Origin of the sequence: Niallia endozanthoxylica (genome assembly GCF_008710145.1) — a bacterium.
In the GTDB taxonomy this organism is placed as follows: Bacteria; Bacillota; Bacilli; order Bacillales; family Cytobacillaceae; genus Bacillus_BD; species Bacillus_BD endozanthoxylica.
Genome location: NZ_VYKL01000015.1, coordinates 227,512 through 242,715 on the forward strand (window position 1 = coordinate 227,512; position 15,204 = coordinate 242,715).

The 15,204-nt window shown below is 36.7% G+C and carries 17 protein-coding genes; all 17 read right to left on the reverse strand.

Translation table 11 applies throughout. The features are described from left to right. Positions 1–4: 4 nt before the first annotated feature. The 17 genes from F4V44_RS08185 to flgG all read right to left on the reverse strand — a co-directional run bounded on the left by F4V44_RS08185 (position 5) and on the right by flgG (position 15,185). Positions 5–463: a chemotaxis protein CheW gene (locus F4V44_RS08185; protein WP_150439509.1), complete on the reverse strand. Its 459-nt coding sequence runs from the start codon at positions 461–463 to the stop codon at positions 5–7. A gap of 58 nt (positions 464–521) precedes the next feature. After that, a complete protein-coding gene (locus F4V44_RS08190; protein WP_150439510.1) occupies positions 522–2,585 on the reverse strand; it encodes a chemotaxis protein CheA in 2,064 nt (687 codons plus the stop codon). Positions 2,586–2,605: 20 nt separating this feature from the next. Then, entirely contained in the window at positions 2,606–3,241 is a 636-nt protein-coding gene (locus F4V44_RS08195; RefSeq protein WP_150439511.1) for a CheB methylesterase domain-containing protein, read from the reverse strand. Positions 3,242–3,297: 56 nt separating this feature from the next. After that, a complete protein-coding gene (locus tag F4V44_RS08200) occupies positions 3,298–4,164 on the reverse strand; it encodes a MinD/ParA family protein (protein ID WP_150439512.1) in 867 nt (288 codons plus the stop codon). Between the two features lies 1 nt (position 4,165). Then, the gene (flhF, locus tag F4V44_RS08205; RefSeq protein ID WP_150439513.1) at positions 4,166–5,320 is read right to left on the reverse strand and encodes a flagellar biosynthesis protein FlhF; all 1,155 of its coding nucleotides are present in this window, start codon (positions 5,318–5,320) and stop codon (positions 4,166–4,168) included. After that, positions 5,317–7,353, reverse strand: coding sequence for a flagellar biosynthesis protein FlhA (gene flhA, locus F4V44_RS08210; RefSeq protein ID WP_150439514.1), 2,037 nt, complete (start codon positions 7,351–7,353; stop codon positions 5,317–5,319). Before flhA ends, flhF begins: the two co-directional genes overlap by 4 nt. 100 nt (positions 7,354–7,453) lie before the next feature. Continuing rightward, positions 7,454–8,539, reverse strand: a complete 1,086-nt coding sequence (gene flhB, locus F4V44_RS08215; RefSeq protein ID WP_150439515.1) for a flagellar biosynthesis protein FlhB — start codon at positions 8,537–8,539, stop codon at positions 7,454–7,456. A gap of 3 nt (positions 8,540–8,542) precedes the next feature. After that, positions 8,543–9,319, reverse strand: coding sequence for a flagellar biosynthetic protein FliR (gene fliR / locus F4V44_RS08220; RefSeq protein ID WP_150439516.1), 777 nt, complete (start codon positions 9,317–9,319; stop codon positions 8,543–8,545). A 4-nt stretch (positions 9,320–9,323) separates the two neighbouring features. Next, entirely contained in the window at positions 9,324–9,593 is a 270-nt protein-coding gene (gene fliQ, locus F4V44_RS08225) for a flagellar biosynthesis protein FliQ (protein ID WP_150439517.1), read from the reverse strand. A gap of 13 nt (positions 9,594–9,606) precedes the next feature. Next, positions 9,607–10,272, reverse strand: a complete 666-nt coding sequence (gene fliP / locus F4V44_RS08230; RefSeq protein WP_150439518.1) for a flagellar type III secretion system pore protein FliP — start codon at positions 10,270–10,272, stop codon at positions 9,607–9,609. After that, positions 10,269–10,952, reverse strand: a complete 684-nt coding sequence (locus F4V44_RS08235) for a flagellar biosynthetic protein FliO (protein WP_150439519.1) — start codon at positions 10,950–10,952, stop codon at positions 10,269–10,271. Before F4V44_RS08235 ends, fliP begins: the two co-directional genes overlap by 4 nt. A gap of 23 nt (positions 10,953–10,975) precedes the next feature. After that, the gene (locus tag F4V44_RS08240) at positions 10,976–11,338 is read right to left on the reverse strand and encodes a response regulator (protein WP_150439520.1); all 363 of its coding nucleotides are present in this window, start codon (positions 11,336–11,338) and stop codon (positions 10,976–10,978) included. Positions 11,339–11,395: 57 nt separating this feature from the next. Then, the gene (gene fliY, locus F4V44_RS08245) at positions 11,396–12,673 is read right to left on the reverse strand and encodes a flagellar motor switch phosphatase FliY (RefSeq protein ID WP_150439521.1); all 1,278 of its coding nucleotides are present in this window, start codon (positions 12,671–12,673) and stop codon (positions 11,396–11,398) included. Beyond that, positions 12,666–13,664 (reverse strand): flagellar motor switch protein FliM, encoded by a 999-nt coding sequence (gene fliM / locus F4V44_RS08250; RefSeq protein WP_150439522.1) that lies wholly within the window; start codon positions 13,662–13,664, stop codon positions 12,666–12,668. The genes fliY and fliM overlap by 8 nt, the downstream gene beginning before the upstream one ends. 42 nt (positions 13,665–13,706) lie before the next feature. After that, on the reverse strand, positions 13,707–14,135 hold the full coding sequence (gene fliL / locus F4V44_RS08255; protein ID WP_150439523.1) for a flagellar basal body-associated protein FliL: 429 nt from the start codon (positions 14,133–14,135) through the stop codon (positions 13,707–13,709). Further along, positions 14,125–14,343, reverse strand: coding sequence for a flagellar FlbD family protein (locus tag F4V44_RS08260; protein ID WP_150439524.1), 219 nt, complete (start codon positions 14,341–14,343; stop codon positions 14,125–14,127). Before F4V44_RS08260 ends, fliL begins: the two co-directional genes overlap by 11 nt. Positions 14,344–14,393: 50 nt before the next feature. Beyond that, the gene (gene flgG, locus F4V44_RS08265; RefSeq protein WP_150439525.1) at positions 14,394–15,185 is read right to left on the reverse strand and encodes a flagellar basal body rod protein FlgG; all 792 of its coding nucleotides are present in this window, start codon (positions 15,183–15,185) and stop codon (positions 14,394–14,396) included. Positions 15,186–15,204: the final 19 nt, after the last annotated feature.

Genomic DNA, 15,204 nt, shown 5'->3' on the forward strand with positions numbered 1-15,204 from the left:
GATATTATCCTTCTACTTTTAATTTTTCACGGTCAAGAATTTTATAAAGGTCTATAATAATTAAAAGTCGATTTAAAACTTTGACAACTCCTTTTACATATTCATCTTCCTCCACACCTACTAAGTTCGGAGATGGCTCTATGACATCTTCAGTTATATCGATTACATCATTTGCAGCATCAACTACCAAGCCTACTTCAATATCATCAAGCGCCACAATAATAATACGGGTTACATCCGTATATTCACATTCCTCGATTCCAAATCTCTTTCTAAGGTCTATAATAGGCGTAACTACACCTCGAAGATTAATAACACCCTTTACAAATGGTGCAGTACCTGGAATTCTAGTAATATGTTGAACTTTTTCAATCCCATGGACATAATGAACGGAGATTCCATACTCTTTTCCATTTAACTGAAAAACAATTAGTTTAATATCTTTGGAGACTGTTTCGGACATTGGATACACCTCTTTTTCGTCGCCTTCTTTTTCTTCTGCATTACCTTAAGCCAGCTAACTATTTAAGCAAGGCGTTGCAATCAATAATCAACGCAACCTGACCATCTCCAAGTATCGTCGCACCTGGAATAGCAAAAACATTTGTTAGGTAATTTCCAAATGACTTTAACACTACTTCTTGTTGACCAATAAATGAATCTACAACAAGGCCAGCCATCTTTTCCCCTTTACGAATAATGACAATAGAGACGAATTCACTTTCTTCCTTTACAACAGGTACTTCAAATAAGTCCTTTAAGTATAATAATGGTACAATTTTCCCGCGGAAATCGATAACCTTTTGATTATGCGCATGCAAGATTTCATCCTTTTTAATAATTGCTGTTTCAATAATGGAAGAAAGAGGAACCGCGTACTTTTCCATTTGAATTTCAACCAGCATAACAGAAATAATAGATAAAGTAAGCGGTAATTGTATTGAAAAGATGGAACCTTTCCCCGGTACTGAATCAACGGAAACGTGTCCTCCAAGATTTTCAATCGTATTTTTCACTACATCTAATCCAACACCGCGTCCGGATATATCTGATATTTTTTCAGCAGTTGAAAAACCTGAAGCAAAAATTAATTCATATACTTGCTTATTTGACAATGTCGCCGCTACTTGCTCTGTAACAATGCCATTTTTCAAGGCAATCTGCAATACCTTATCACGATTAATCCCTGCACCATCATCTTCTATTTCGATAAAAACATGATTACCGCTATGATAAGCCTTTAACGTAACCGTTCCATCTACACTTTTTCCATTTGCCTTCCGTACTGCAGGAGTTTCAATTCCATGATCTATTGAATTTCGGATTAAATGGACAAGAGGATCTCCTATTTCATCGATAACCGTACGGTCTAACTCTGTTTCAGCACCAATAATCTCTAAATTTATCTTCTTATCCAAATCACGTGCGAGCTGACGAACCATTCGTGGAAACCGGTTAAATACAGTTTCAATCGGCACCATACGCATATTTAAGATAATATTTTGCAAATCACCGGTATTTCTCGAGATTCGGTCAACTGTTTCTTGCAATTCTTGATTTCTAAGTTCAGAAGCAATTTGTTCAAGTCTGCCTCTATCAATCACTAACTCTTCAAATAAATTTAATAAAATATCAAGCCGTTCAATATTCACCCTTATTGTTTTGCTGGCAGCTTTTCCGGCTGTCCCGGCTTTGTTTTGATCATGTTCAGGCTGTTTGGACTTACTTTTCTCATAAGTTTCCACTGCAGGCGCTGGCATTTCTTTTGTCTCATGTTTGTTCGTATCATTCACCGTTACTTCTAATTTTGAACCAACTTTTGAAGGTGACACATTTGTTACCCTAACTGTTTCTACTTCAGAGACATTCTGCACTTTCTTTTCAATATCTATTGAATTTTCCTTGGAAATCAATGTAACAGTAAAGTCTTTATCAAATTGTTCTTCTTCGAGTTGGTCTACTGAAGGCAACGATTTAATAATCTCTCCCTGTTTCTCCAGAATCTCAAAAATCATATATACTCTTGCTGCTTTTAATAAACAATCGTCCCGTAATGCTACATATACTTCATATGTAGTAAATCCCTGTTCATGTGATTCTTCAATGAGCGTTCGCTCAAATTCATCATAATCAATATGCACTGCTGGTTTTAGTTCAGTTGCAATTGCTGCAGCTACCTCTTTTTCTGACTTGAGTAATGCCTCGTTACCCTCTTCAATCATCTTTAATTTTCCAACGATACTTGAAACATCTCTTTTCCCATCACCGCCTTCAGCAATTGAATTAACCATTGCTTCCAGATCATCAACAGCTTGAAATACAACATCTAATAATTCAGGTGACACCGAAATAGTATGATGCCTAATTGCATCTAAAACATTTTCCATTTGATGGGTCAGTTTGGCTAAATCATCATAACCCATTGTGGCCGACATTCCCTTTAATGTATGGGCAGACCGGAAAATTTCATTAATAATGCTCATATTATCTGGACTTTTCTCTAATTCAAGCAAATTATCATTACATGCCTGTAAATGTTCTTTACTTTCTTCAATAAAAACCTCTAAGTATTGATTCATATCCACTTGGTTCACACCCCTCGGAATCAAAGATATTTCAAAATCGTCTTGGCTATCTGTTCAACATTTACTATGTCATCAATAAGCTCAGTTGCAATTGCTGCTCTAGGCATCCCATAAACTGTACATGTTTCTTCTGATTCAGCAATCGCCTTAACCTGACCTGTTTTCTTTAATTCAATAAGCCCATTCGAACCGTCAGAGCCCATGCCTGTCATCACGACAACAATCTTACCATAGTCCTTTAAGTTAGAAGCTGATGCAAACATTAGGTCAACTGAAGGACAGTGTATATAGCTCGTGGTTAAATAATCAAGCTGCACAAAAACTTTTTTTCCAGAGGCCTTTATTTTTAAATGGCAGCCCCCCGGAGCAATATAAGCGGTACCATTTTGCAGAACTTCTCCATCCTCTGCTTCCTTCACCGTAAGATTCGACAGTGAATTAAGACGGTTTGCTAAAGATTTAGTAAAGCCGGACGGCATGTGCTGGACAATAACAATCGGAGCAGCAATTTTTTTCGGCAGTCCGGAGAGAACCGTTTGAAGGGCTCTTGGACCGCCAGTTGAAGTACCTATTAAAATAATCTTATTCGTTGTATGATTCCAATTTGTTTCTATAGCAGTATTGTTTAGTTCTATTTTACTATATCTTTTGTACATGTTAGTAGTCTTTTTTCCTTCAAAAGGCTTTATTATTTCTTGGTTCACCACCTACACTACCTTTCAAAAAGGAATTGTTTCAATCTGGCAACAAGATTCGGCTTTTTGAAATGAATTGGAAGTTCAAACTCTTGTTGACAATATTTTTCTACCATACTAAACAAAGCCATTGAAGCGGGTGCTTTTTCGTTTAACTGAATAAAAGGTGTTTGCTTTTTGACTGCCTGGGGAATAATCGGATCCTCAGGTATGACACCAAGCAAAATCGAGCCTTTTTCAAGGAAATGATTTAACACCTTAGAAATTCGGTGATACGTCTCTGCTCCTTCTCGTTCTGATTGAGCTCGATTGACTATAATATAGAATGGGAGAGTTTTATTTGAGAGTGTGATAAATTTCATCGCCGCGTACGCATCTGTTATTGAGGTCGGCTCACACGTTGTAATAACAATAATCTCATCTACTGCTAAAATAAAACGTAGAGAACTTTCACTCATACCAGCACCCATATCGAAAATAACATAGTCATAATCACTCATTAAACTGGAAAACTGATCAAAAAAGCTCTGTAATGATTCCTCTGTTATTTTAGTGAATTGGGATAGACCTGTCCCTCCAGAAATATAGTGAATACCACCTGGTATCTCTGTAATCATGCTTTTAAGCAGAACATTACTTGTAAAGAAATCAGCAATGGAATGCATGGAGGAAGCTCCCATAAGGATATCAATATTTCCCATACCGATATCCATATCAAATAAAAGGACTTTATGTCCCTTTTTTTGCAACATAATGGCAAAGTTCAATGAAACATTGGATTTTCCTACTCCGCCTTTTCCACTAATTACAGCAATGGTTTTTGTAGCCCTACCTGATTGTTGTTTTCGTAATTTTTCACGTAATCTTTCTGCTTGATCTTCCATGTTAATCGACTCCAATTATGCGACTTACTACATTCTCAGGAGTAGCTGCAATAAAATCATCTGGTACATTCTGACCATTTGTTATATATGCTGCTGCCTTTTGCTTTTTATAAATCATATTATATAGCGAGCCAAAAGTTGATGTTTCATCAGCTTTTGAAAATATCATCTTATCAATGGATATAAGTGAAAATTGTTGATAGATTTCCTCCATATCCATTTGCTTCGATGTTAAAGAAAGAACTAGAAAGGTTTCAATATCTTTTTGAAAATCAATAATATGATTCAAATCTTCCACGTATTTACGATTTCGAAAATTCCTTCCCGCCGTATCAATAAAAACTAAATCATAATTAGTAAAAGCTTGAGTTGCCTTTTGAAAATCATCCAAATTATAACAAACCTCAATAGGCGCATTTAGAATATTTGCATATGTTTTTAATTGATCAATTGCAGCAATGCGATATGTATCAGTTGTAATAAAGGCAACCTTTTTTTTATATTTTAAGATACAGTTTGCTGCAATTTTTGCTAATGTTGTTGTTTTTCCGACACCGGTTGGTCCGACCACAAGGATAAATTTCTTCTTAAATGAAATATCTCCAAAGGACAGATGACTTATTTGATTAATTAAATAAGTTTTTGCCCATTTCAATACCTCGGCACCAGTCATTTTCCCTCCGTTACTATACCATTCCTCAATAGCTGCTTTTAATAGAGAATTCATCAACTCCTGATCAATTCCCTGATTCGTCAACCGATTTTTCAAGTCTTGAATAGGAGTTGGTAAAGGGATGCCTTCGCTGCTTTCCATTTTTACATTTTTAAGCAGTGCTTTAAGTTCCGTTAATTCATTTTGTAGGTCTTTTGAAATCAACACATGATTATTATCGACACTTTTCAGGATTTGTGAATTCTTCGAAGGCCCTTCTGTTTCGACGGACTTTTGTTTTTCCTTAATCACAGGTTTAATCGGATCTTTCATTTTGTCATCAAGAGCAGCAATTACCTCAATACTTCGCTTTTTAAAAAGACCAAAAAAACCTCGAGTTTGAATCACTTTTGAATTCAGAATAATAGCTTCATGGCCAAGTTCGCTGCGAACTAGCTTCATGGCTTCAGGCATTGTAGCAGCTCGATATTTTTTTACCTTCAATCTATATTCACCACCCCAACACTTTGAACTTCAACATTTGCTTCTAATTCATTGTATGACAGAATCGGAATTTGCGGAAAATAACGTTCCGTTAATTGACGTACATACATTCTGACAGCGGGTGAACATAGAACGATTGGTGTTTGCTCCATTAACGAAAGATGCTCTACCTGTGCTGCTATCGCCTCTAATATATGTTGTGAAACAGCCGGATCGATGGCTAAGTAATTTCCATGTTCTGTTTGTTGTATGCCATCAGCTATTATTTTTTCGACTTTACCAGACAATGTAACAACTTTTAATGAATCATTTCCTTGTAAAAATTGATTTGTTATTTGGCGAGCAAGAGACTGTCTAACATATTCCGTTAGAAGTTCTGTATCAGAAATCATTTTCCCATAATCAGCCAGTGTTTCAAAAATAATCGGTAAGTTTCTAATAGAAATATTTTCTTTTAATAGTTTAGCCAAAACCTTTTGAACTTCTCCAATGGAAAGTGGGTTTGGTGTGACTTCTTCGACAAGAATCGGATAATTTTCTTTCAAATGGTCAATTAGTTGTTTTGTTTCTTGTCTTCCTAATAAATCGTAACCATTCGTTTTAATTACCTCTGTGATATGTGTTGATACAACTGAAGGAGGATCGACTACTGTATATCCTAGTATTTCAGCTTCTTCTTTCATATCTTCAGTTATCCATTTTGCAGGCAGCCCAAAAGAGGGTTCAATTGTATCAATTCCAACAATTGAATCATCATCTGTACCCGGACTCATGGCTAAATAATGATCTAATAACAACTCGCCATGCGCCATTTCAATTCCTTTTATTTTTAATCGATATTCATTTGGCTGTAATTGAATATTATCTCTTATTCGTACAACAGGTATAACGATACCAAGTTCAATAGCAAGCTGTCTTCGAATCATAACAATTCGGTCAAGGAGGTCTCCCCCTTGATTTGTATCCACAAGCGGGATTAAACCATAGCCAAATTCAAATTCAATAGGGTCCATGCTTAACAAGCTTACGACACTTTCAGGACTTTTCATTTCATCTGCTTCAGCGTCTTCTTCCACTTCCGGCAGGAGGTCCTTCTCTTGGTCAGGGATATTAGTAAACCTGTAGCCTGCAAAAATCAGAAGTCCGGCAATTGGAATAGTCAGAACATCATTGATAGGAGTAAATAAACCTAAACAAAGAATAGTCCCCCCAGTCACATATAACATCTTAGGAAAATTAAGCAATTGGGATACAATATCAGCTCCTAAGTTACCATCAGATGTAGCTCTTGTTACAACAATCCCAGTTGCTGTAGAGATTAATAAGGCAGGTACCTGACTGACAATACCGTCACCTATCGTTAATAATGAAAAATGACTTGCTGCATCAGCAATACCCATCCCCTGCTGCATGACACCAATAATAATTCCAAAAATCAAGTTAATTAATACGATGATAATGCCTGCAATGGCATCCCCTTTCACAAATTTACTGGCACCATCCATGGCTCCATAAAAATCTGCTTCTCTGCTGACTTTTTCACGCCTTTCCCTTGCCTGCTGCTCAGAAATCATGCCTGCATTTAAATCAGCATCAATACTCATTTGTTTTCCTGGCAATGCATCGAGAGTAAATCTTGCTGCCACTTCAGACACACGTTCAGAACCCTTAGTAATAACAATGAAATTTATAATAACCAAAATAAGGAAGACGACCATGCCAACAATTAAATTCCCACCGACAACAAAGGATCCAAATGTTTCTACTACTCCGCCTGCATCACCATGAGTAAGAATAGCACGGGTTGTCGAGATATTCAGCCCTAAGCGAAACAATGTCAAGAGCAGCAAAAGGGATGGGAAAACGGAAAACTGAAGGGGTTCTGTCATGTTCATAGATGTTAACAGAACTAACAACGCAATCGAAATATTTACTATAAGTAAAATACTTAATAACCATGTCGGAAGAGGGATAATTAGCATCGCAACAATCATGATGACGCTTATTATGACAATTAAATCTCTTGCTTTCATGTTATGCCCTCCCAATAAATAAAGCACAAGGCCCTGATTTTTTTTAGCTGTTCACTAGCTATTTTTTTGCCAAGTTCAGGGCCGACCTGCCTCTCATAAACTACTTGACCATATTTTTCGTTCGGTAAACATATGCTAATATCTCAGCAACTGCTTTAAAAAATTCTTCGGGAATCACATCCCCGATATCAGTTTGACTATATAAAGCCCTTGCCAACGGTCGATTTTCAATCATGATGACATCATTTTCCTTAGCCACTAATTTAATTTTCTGAGCCACAAAATCGACTCCTTTCGCTACCACAAACGGGGCATCAAATTTCGTTTCATCGTATCTTAAAGCAATAGCAAAATGAGTTGGATTTGTAATGATGACATCTGCATTCGGGACTTCCTGCATCATTCGGCTCATTGCCATTTCTCGCTGCTTTTGCTTAATTTTTGATTTAATTAACGGATCCCCTTCAGAATTTTTATATTCATCTTTAATATCTTGTTTTGACATTCGGATATTTTTTTCAAAATCATATTTTTGGTAAAGGTAATCTAGCAGTGCTAAGAACAATAAGGCTCCACCAGCATATAAACCCATTTGTACAGTTAGATTGGCTAAGAAAGCAAGTGCAGCTCCAATTGATTTTTGCGATAATGTCAAAATTTCATACAAACTGTTCCAGATAATTAGAAAAGTAATTATGCCGACAATACAAATCTTTAATATCGATTTTAAAAATTCAACAACCGAGCGAATGGAAAAAATCCGCTTAAATCCCTTAATCGGATCAATTTTTTCTAGTTTTACCTGCAGGGTTTCTGTTGAAAAAAGAAAACCTACCTGTAAATAATTTGCAGCCACACCAGCTAACAGAGCCACAAGCATGATGGGACCGACAAACAATACTAGCTCCTTTAAGAGCTCTATTAAAATCATATATACACTCTCTTCAGTTACATCCATAAGCATATAGTTTTGAAATGAATGTTTAAGAATGGATACTAGTTTTTGTAATAAATATGTACCTGCAAATAACAAAAACATAAATACAGCAAGTAAACCAATTGCCGTATTCACATCCTGACTTTTCGCAACCTGGCCCTTTTTTCTTGCATCACTTCTCTTTTTGGGAGTCGCTTTTTCTGTTTTTTCACCGGCAAAATATTGCAAATCTAAGGCTACTAATTTCAATGTTTAAAGACCCCCAAGAAGATTCATAATTCCTCTCATCGTTGTCAGCATTAATTTAAATAAATTTGAAACAGAAATCATCATTGTACCCATAACTATCATTAGTATTAAGAAACTCACACCAATTTTCAACGGAACACCAACTACAAAAATGTTTAACTGTGGAAAAGTTCTAGCTGTAATTCCAAGTGCGACATCAACTAGGAACAAACTGCCCACAACGGGAAGTGACATTTGCAATGCAATCATAAACATCGTACTAAATGACTTCAGTATATATTGCAGCAAATGTTCAGAACCAAGCGGCAGCCAAGCCTGTTCAAGAGGGATAAATTGATAACTATAATAGATACCATCTATCATTAAATGATGTCCGTTAACCATTAGCAGGAAAAATAAACTTATGATATTCAAATATTGCCCCATTAACGGACTTTGGGCACCGGTTTGCGGATCCATCACGTTCACCATACCAAATCCCATTTGAAAATCAATAAATCCACCTGCTATCTGGATAGCCGACATAACCAAATAGGCCATAAAACCAAGCAAAATCCCAATCAATGCTTCCTTTAAAATCAATAAGTAATAAACTCCATCCATTTCCAAAGCAGGCGCCTTTATATTAAAAAACATAATTAAGGCTAAAAAAAATCCAAAACCGACTTTAAAAGTAGTTGAGACTGTCCGATAAGAAAAAAGAGGCATCATTAAGAAAAAGGATGTTACCCTTACAAAGACGAGCAAAAAGGCAGGGAATGTTTCAAAAAGATTCACCATAGATTCAGCCTATAAACCGAACTAAATTTGAGAAAATATTGTTTGTATATGAGAGCATATGACTAAGCATCCATGGACCAAAAAATACAATTCCAAGTAAAACCGCAACAATTTTCGGTACGAACGCTAAAGTTTGCTCTTGAATTTGCGTTGTTGCCTGAAATATACTAACGACCAAACCGACGACAAGTGCCAGCGCTAAAAGCGGACCGCTTATCAGCAGAACAACCCATATTCCTTCTTCCGCTATGGCTATGACTGTTTCAGGAGTCATTCTTATCACCTACTTAAAAACTTTGTAACAGAGATTTAACAACTAAGTTCCAACCGTCTACAAGAACAAACAGCAAAATCTTAAATGGCAACGAAATCATAACAGGAGGAAGCATCATCATCCCCATCGACATTAAGACACTAGCTACCACCATATCAATTACTAAAAAGGGAATGAATATCATAAATCCGATTTGAAAAGCTGTCTTAAGCTCACTGATTGCAAAGGCCGGAACAAGGGCAGTCAGCGGGATATCCTGAATGGATTCAGGCTGCTCTGCTTTTGAATAATTAAGAAATAAAGCCAAATCCTTTTGTCTAGTATTGGCGCTCATAAACTCCTTAAAGGGAACTACAGCATTCTCATAGGCCTGTTCTAAATTGATTTCATTGTTAAATAAAGGTGTAAGTGCCTCTGTATTTACCTCTTGAAATGTTGGTGCCATAATAAAAAAACTTAAAAACAATGATAGACCAATAATGACTTGGTTTGGCGGCATTTGTTGAGTGGCTAGAGCCGTTCTGACAAAAGACAGTACAATGACAATTCTGGTAAAACAAGTCATTAAAATAAGGATACTTGGAGCTAAAGAAAGTACCGTTAATAATAATACAAGCTTTACAGAAGTAGATACATTTTCAGGTGAACTGTTATTAAAAAATTCCATAAACTCATTCATTGCTTGTCCGAACCCTTCTCTTTCTCTAATTCATCGTACAGTTTTTGTCTTCCTTTTGAAAAATCAACTAATTGCCTTTGAAGCTGAGATTGGAAGCTTATGCCCTCATCCTTTTTCTCAGAATTCCCGCCTGCCTTATTGAACAATTTTGACAATATATCTCCAGACTGTGTCAGCTGATCCATTTTATTGTTATAGGTTGACAAAAGTTCTTCAAATTCCTTTGAATCATCGATTTCTTTAATCAAATGAACATTTTCACCAACCCCAATAACAAGGATACGATTCCCTATTTTAATCAGTTGAACAGACCGATTTGCACCAAGTGTAGTGCCGCCAAGATTTTCTATCAGTTGCGAGCTTTTAAATAAGCGACCTTTTTTATTAACGAACATCAAGATGAAGTAGAGCAGTGCAACAACAAAAATAGTGGCTGCTATCATCTTAATAAAATCCCAAATCGTTAGTCCTATGGTATTCCTATCATCTGTCTGCTTTGTAACAGAATCATCTGTTTGCATATTCTGCTCTGTATTTGGTTGATCTCCACATGCTTCAGGCTGTTCAAAGCAATCTTTTACACTTTTTTGTACTTGCTCTGCTGAGGCTTCTTCACGAAACCCCAATAGAGCAAATACAAGTATAAAGGCAATGAAACAGAATTGTTTTTTCCGCAACATCCTGCACCCTCTAGTAATAAGTCTTAGCCGAGCGTTTTCGAAATGGCTTCCAATACACGATCAGCTTGAAATGGTTTTACGATAAAATCCTTTGCACCTGCTTGAATGGCGTCAATAACCATTGCCTGCTGTCCCATTGCAGAACACATAATTACTTTTGAATTTGGATTAATTTTTCTAATTTCTTTTAAGGCTGTAATACCATCCATTTCCGGCATCGTTATATCCATGGTAACAAGGTCAGGTTGCAGTTCTTTATATTTTTCAATAGCCTGCTGACCGTCAGCAGCTTCCCCCACAACCTCATAACCATTTTTAGTTAAAATGTCCTTTATCATCATTCTCATAAATGCAGCATCATCTACAACTAAAATTCTATGCGCCATTAATCTTCTACCCCCATAGTGATTTTTGTATTAATCTCGTTAATAATTTAACATCTGTTATTTTAGCTTTTTCAACCTGTCTGACTGGCTGATAATATCTGTAACTCTGACACCAAAATTCTCCTCAATCACAACCACTTCTCCTTTAGCAATCAATCTGCTGTTAATAAGGATATCAACAGGTTCACCTGCCAACTTATCCAGTTCTATAATAGATCCTTGAGACAGTTCGAGAATTTCTTTCACTGACCTTTTTGTTCGACCCAGTTCCACCGTAACTTGTAATGGTATATCAAGAAGCATATTCAGATTTTTTGATTCAGGCTCTTGAATAGGGTACGGTTCAAAATTAGAGAACAGAGCAGGCTGTACATTAGGCTGCACACCCAAAGGATTTGCCGAACCAAAATGCTGCGGACCAGTAGGTTGATTTACCGGAGTAACACCAAATGAATGATTTCCGGAATAGTTTTGTTGGTTTAATGGCTGCTCACGGCTTTCAAATCCATAAGGAGTCTGTACCATATTGCTTTGTTGAGCCGAATGGTCCATTTGGTTTTGCGTCGGCTGATTATACTGTGGTTCTTGATAATAGGATTCTTGAAGCTTCTCTGCTGTCTGCGGAGGGACATTTACCTCTTGGATTGGCTCTGATATTGGGTTTAACAGTTCATATACTAATCCCTTAGCAAAATCCAATGGCAGCAACTGCATAATATTAGAGTCAATTAAATTCCCAATCTTCAATCGGAAAGATATCTTTACTAATTTGTCATCATTTGGCAGTTTATCGGTTCCTGTACCGTGAAGCATATCTAAAAGATCAATTGAAGGCGGGGAAATATCCACTCTTTTACTAAAGATGGTGGACATGGATGTTGCTGCAGACCCCATCATTTGATTCATTGCTTCTTGAACAGCACTCATTTGGATTTCGCCCATTAAATCCGCCGGTTTTTTTCCATCTCCGCCAAGCATTAAATCAGCAATAATTGCTGCATCATTCTGCTTAATCACTAACAAATTCGTTCCAGAAAATCCTTGAGTATAACTTACTTGAATCGCTACATTTGGTTGAGGAAACTCTTCCGATAATTTATGTTTTAAAACAACTGACACTTCTGGTGTTGTAATATCAACCTTTTGATTTAATAACGTAGACAATGCAGTAGCTGAACTGCCAAAAGAAATATTCCCAACTTCCCCCAGTGCGTCTTTTTCCATTTCAGATAAATAATTATCCGTGGTATCTAAATCTGAAGTGACCAGTGATCCGTCATTACTTCCTCTTAGTAAAGCATCAATTTCATCCTGTGAGAGCATTTCATTACTCATCTTCTTCATCTCCCTCCTTCCATGTATCTAATACTTGTACGGCTAGTTTTTTATTCATTTTTCCAGGCTGTCCGACAAATTTGGGAACCTCACCTACTTTTACCAATAACGGTCCATCAATCAGTTGATTTAATTCAATTACATCACCAATATCAAGCATTAAAAAATCTTGTATAGATATATTTGCCGTACCAAGCTCAACTGCAATGGGTATTTCAGCCTGTTGAATTTTCTTTTCAATCTGTTTAACTTCATCAGGCTCCCTGACTTTTTTTTCTGTCTGCATCCAATATTGCATGGACAATTTGGGAATGATTGGCTCTAGAACAACATGCGGAATACAAATATTAATCATACCTGTGGTTTCAGCAATCGCAGTATTTAGAGAAATAACTACAACTGTCTCATTAGGTGAAACCATACGTAAAAACTGTGGATTTACTTCAAACTCTGACAAAACAGGGTCAATCTCAACAATCGTTTCCCATGCCTCTTGTAAATAATCACATGCCTTCTCAAAGATAGCTGACATGATTTTGGTTTCAATTTCAGTTAAATTATCTACTTTATTAATGCTCGTCCCCTTTCCTCCCATCATTCGATCCATCATAGCATAAGCAATATTGGGATTGACCTCCATAAGGATTCTTCCTTCTAAAGGAGGGACATCAAAGACATTTAATATCGTCATTTTTGGTATAGAACGTATAAATTCCTCGTATGGAATTTGATCTGCGGATGCCACACTGATTTGCACATATGTTCTTAACTGAGCAGAAAAAAAGGTTGTTAACAGTCTTGCAAAGTTTTCATGTATCCGTGTCAAACTTCGGATTTGATCTTTTGAAAATCGTAAAGCCCTTTTAAAATCATAGACTTTTATCCGTTTCTCAAATTCCTCTTTTTTTAAGTCATCTGCATTCATTTCACCTGTTGACAAGGCAGACAATAAAGCATCTATTTCATTTTGAGAAAGCACATCTCCTGACATCAAATTCACCTCCATTGCTTATACTCTTCTCAGGATGTCTTTTTACTGGAGGAGGAATTGAGTAATGTAGACCTTTTCAACTTCACCTTCCTGCATAATCTCATTGATGCTGACCTTTAAATTTTCTTCCAGCTGCAGCTGACCTTCTCTTCCCTTTATAGTTGCAGCCGATTGTTCAGATAGTTCCAAAATAATAATATTGTTCACTTGAAAACTTCGTTTTTCTAATTCTTCCTTTGCCTCTATACTATCTGTTTGAATTTTAAACGAAATACGTATAAAATCATTTTCAGCCAGATTCGTTGTAAGTTCTGGAATATCAACCGATGCCTCAAGGACTTCATCAATTGTTGGTTCTGCGTTTTTATCCTGGCCGTTTTGATTCAGCACCAATACAATGGCCACCGTTCCAGCTAGGGCAATCGCAACAAGAAGGATTAACATAATCATAACAAGCTTATTATTCTTCACGCTCATTTCCCCCTAACTGTTGTCCAAGAAGGTTTACAGATTGATAGAATTTCCGGATCATTTCCAATACCTTTTCTTCCGTCTCTTTGACAATATATTTACTGCCATTTGTCAATGTAATGGTTGTATCTGGAAATGACTCAATTGTTTCTATGTATAACGCATTAATAATAAATGGTTTCCCGTTTAATCGCGATACTTTAATCACTGTTAAATTTAGGGTTAAAGGGGGTTCCTCTAACCCTATCCTCCTTTAAATTAACGTTTTAAATTAACTAATTCCTGCAGTATTTCATCTGAAGTCGTGATAATTCTTGTATTCGCTTGGAAGCCGCGCTGCGCAACAATCATATCGGTAAATTCTTCTGAAAGATCAACGTTGGACATTTCAAGGGCACCTGATACGAGTGTTCCTGCTCCGTTTGTACCGCCGGGAACATCAACTGTTGGTGCACCTGAATTTGTTGTTTCTCGGTAATTGTTCGAACCAACTTTCTCTAATCCACCATTATTAGAGAACTTTGCAAGTGATATTTGATCAGCCGTTGTTAAAGAGCCTCCACTGTCGATATAAGAAAGGGTACCATCACTACCAATACTAAAACTTTTTGCATCTAAAGGAATATTAATATTCCCGCTCTGGCCTTGTACATAATTTCCGTTTGCATCAACAAGATCTCCCGCATTATCTAAATAGAAGTTACCTGCACGTGTATACGTCGTCATTGCTCCATCCGTAAGTATAAAATAACCATCTCCGGAAATTGCTAAATCCAATGTTCTTCCAGTAGTTTGCAAACTTCCTTGGATATCTACTGTATCAATAGTTGATAACTGTGAACCTAGACCGACCTGCTTTGGATTTACACCACCTTTACTTCCGGTTGGTGCGCTTGCACCAGAAATACTTTGGCTCACCAAGTCTTGAAAGGTTACGCGGCCTTTTTTAAATCCATAAGTATTAACATTAGAAATATTATTTCCAATCACATCTAATTTAGTTTGAAAGTTTTTCATTCCGCTTATTCCAGAATACATTGATCTTATCATATCCAATTTCCCCTCTCAG